The organism is uncultured Nostoc sp., from assembly GCF_964245445.1.
Lineage (GTDB): Bacteria > Cyanobacteriota > Cyanobacteriia > Cyanobacteriales > Nostocaceae > Nostoc.
In genome coordinates, this window is sequence record NZ_CAXTNE010000488.1 from 1 (window position 1) to 2,761 (window position 2,761).

A 2,761-nucleotide genomic window follows, 5' to 3' on the forward strand; every position below is an offset into this window, starting at 1 on the left:
GCTACTATCCACATCTGGATTCACAAAATATTATTAGTGGGATAGGTTCATGTAAATCAAAAGGCGATCACCTGCCTGAGAAACATCGCGATCGCCTTTATCACCCAATCAAAGGTTTTAAAATTATGCCACAAACAACAACAACTGTAACCTCTTGCGTTAAACCAGTTGAAGAACTGAGATTAGTAGAGATTTCGTTTGAAGATCACGAATTCTATGCAGGTCAAAAGCTCGTAGCTAGCATTACCCACGACGATGACCTAACGCAACCTTGGATAGTGATGGTCAATGGTGAGGAGATCCACCGCGCGAACACTTTTAAAAGATGCCACAGCTACATCACATGGCATTACCAGCGCGGAACACTGCCTATACAAGAAGAAGAAACCCCAGTCGCTACAACGGGGAACGAAATCATGGTACAGATTGCTGATGAATGCGAAAAGTCGGAGTTTGAAATCCTAAACGATGGTATCTACGACCACGAGCAAAAGCTTGGCGAAGTAGGCTGTACTAACAGCAGATGGTGGGTTATTCGGGCAACTTCAGTGCATCAGCAGAAAGTCCCGTGTGATTCTGCTCCCGAAGCGGTGTGGGTATTATCGATGGTAAAACTGACGCAACCATCTCGTGAGGAACTGCTGGATAAGCCGTTTGACGAACTCACGCCACAGGAATGGGAGCAGCTACGGGAATATCAGCCAGTAGTAGAACGGGAGTTGGTAGCGGCGTAGTTAAAGGGAAAAGGCGATTGCTGACAAGGCAGGGCGATCGCTTTTTTACCAAACTCTAATCATAAATAGCAGTATGATACAACACAATTATTACTGATAACATGACCCAACAACCTCATGATAAATTTGCCAAGCAGTTTTTAGAAGAGTTACTTTCTCCCTTTGGGGAAGTAAAAACTAACAGGGAAGTAACTGATGAAACAAGATTTGTTGATGTGTTATTTTCGCCAACACCAACATCTGCGGTTGATGCAGAAACTTTAGGATTATTGGGTAGAATAGCGGTATTAAATACTACTTTACTAGAACCGTTTCGCAATCAACCAAGTAGAACAGAAGTACGTAGTTGTCTTCAAAAATTATTTACTGTGATTGCAGACGCGCAACGTCTTGCCAACAGGGAAGACACAACAATAGCAGAGAACGAACTAGCACAACTGTGGATTATTTCTCCAAGTGCTTCCAAAGCTCTGCTCAAGGCTTTTGGAGCTAAACTAGACTTAGACAATTGGATGAGCGGGGTGTACTTTCTGCCTCTTGGAGTAAGAGCAGCAATAGTAGCGATTAACAAGCTACCGCGAACTCTAGACACGCTGTGGTTTAGGCTGTTGGGTCGGGGAAAGGTACAAATTCAAGCAGTAAATGAATTGGTTGCACTGCCAAGAGAAAACCTTTTGCGCCGGAATGTACTGGAAATAATTTACAGATGGCGTATCAGTGTGATGACGCAGACAGATTTAACCGAAGATGACCAGGAGTTAATCATGAACTTAACAGAAGCTTACCAACAAGCAAGAGCGCAAGCGGTACAAGAGGGAGTAGAGCAAGAACGTCGTCAAGTTGTAGAAAACTTGTTGAGATTTAGGTTTGGTTCTGTGGATGAAGAACTCTCAAGAGTAGTCGATAGTTTGTTGCAGTTAACACCAGAAGAATTTACTCCCCTATGTCTTGAATTATCTCGTGAAGATTTGCTGGCAAGATTTAATTCACATCAATAATCTGTACAGGGCAAATAATTAGTAATAAAAAGCGCTTTTGTGAAATCAAGAGCGCTGTTTTATTGGCTCTACGCTTCATATATCACAATTAAACGGCTGCGCCAATGCGAAAGTGAAAATGCTTTTGGTACAAACAAATGACCCCTCAAGAAAATGCCGAATTACTTGCTGCCTTAATGCGCCAGGAAGAATTGCTCAAGCAGTTAGTCGCAGCAATTAATAAACCGAAACTGGGATTGCACTCTGAAGCTGGCAGTTGCAAAATCTACTGCAATCGTCACAATGCCTCACTGTGGTATACCCTAAACAACAGTGAAGCAAGTGCGATTACCTTCAGGGGGCGACAAGGGAGCTAAAGAGCTTGCTGTATAAGTAACATAGCTTTCAAACCCCGCCGAGAAAACGTCTGCTTATTGCCAATAGAATCCATAAATTCCTCAACCCATATTTGACACTCTTGAATTGCTGTTATCCAATTTTGGCCGTATAAACCTATCCAAAAATTACTGTGTCGTTTTCTAGTTCTACTTTTTTCTTGAGTCCGACAGACATAGAGTTGTTGTCTTTGTAATTTAGTCCTTTGTCCTTGTAACCAAGCAGAAGTCATTGCCAAGGCAATTAACAAAATTAAACGTACAAGTCTATCAGGATTAGCTTTAGAACCCTCCAGATTGTAACCACACGGCACTTGCTTCAAGTCGGCAAAGCCGCCCAACGCAGTGCCTCCACTTTTACAGTCTTTAAACATCGCTCGGAGGCGGAGAAACTCCGACTCCGCTCTATTCCAAAACGCTGGCTGTAAATTTTGACGGCAGATTCCAAGTTAGGCAAGTTTGTTAATAAATACCAAGCATCATTCTCTTGTTTACCTCGATACTTTATCTTCCAGTAAACTGCTAAATTAAATCGACCAAATCCTGATTTTTGAGTGAGATGAATATTAGGATAAAATTGCCGAATCCCTGGATGAATAGGAATATTATTTAAGGGTTTATTTTGTCTTTTTTCCCGAAAAGTGGTGTTATGTTT

At 42.0% G+C, this 2,761-nt stretch carries 4 protein-coding genes and 1 pseudogene; 3 read left to right on the top strand and 2 right to left on the bottom strand.

Annotated features, from left to right (window positions below):
- From ACFE90_RS37655 to ACFE90_RS37665, 3 genes are all read left to right on the top strand, one after another.
- Positions 1-734 (top strand): hypothetical protein (locus tag ACFE90_RS37655; protein WP_375507322.1); only part of this gene is annotated, 734 nt, incomplete at its 5' end.
- 101 nt (positions 735-835) lie between these two features.
- Positions 836-1,732 (top strand): hypothetical protein, encoded by an 897-nt coding sequence (locus ACFE90_RS37660; RefSeq protein ID WP_375507323.1) that lies wholly within the window; start codon positions 836-838, stop codon positions 1,730-1,732.
- A 137-nt stretch (positions 1,733-1,869) separates the two neighbouring features.
- On the top strand, positions 1,870-2,088 hold the full coding sequence (locus tag ACFE90_RS37665) for a hypothetical protein (RefSeq protein WP_375507324.1): 219 nt from the start codon (positions 1,870-1,872) through the stop codon (positions 2,086-2,088).
- Here ACFE90_RS37665 and ACFE90_RS37670 read toward each other — a convergent pair.
- Both ACFE90_RS37670 and ACFE90_RS37675 read right to left on the bottom strand, forming a co-directional pair.
- Positions 2,085-2,447 carry a hypothetical protein gene (locus tag ACFE90_RS37670; protein ID WP_375507325.1) on the bottom strand — a complete coding sequence of 121 codons (363 nt, stop codon included), beginning with the start codon at positions 2,445-2,447 and terminating at the stop codon, positions 2,085-2,087. The two genes, ACFE90_RS37665 and ACFE90_RS37670, sit on opposite strands and share 4 nt — an antisense overlap.
- A pseudogene (locus ACFE90_RS37675) lies at positions 2,426-2,761 on the bottom strand (hypothetical protein); the annotation flags it as partial. The pseudogene ACFE90_RS37675 and the gene ACFE90_RS37670, both read right to left, overlap by 22 nt.

Excerpts from the sequence above, each read along its gene's own strand:
- ACFE90_RS37665 (WP_375507324.1), top strand. The coding sequence starts at position 1,870 with ATGACCCCTCAAGAAAATGCCGAATTACTTGCTGCCTTAATGCGCCAG.
- ACFE90_RS37660 (WP_375507323.1), top strand. The coding sequence starts at position 836 with ATGACCCAACAACCTCATGATAAATTTGCCAAGCAGTTTTTAGAAGAG.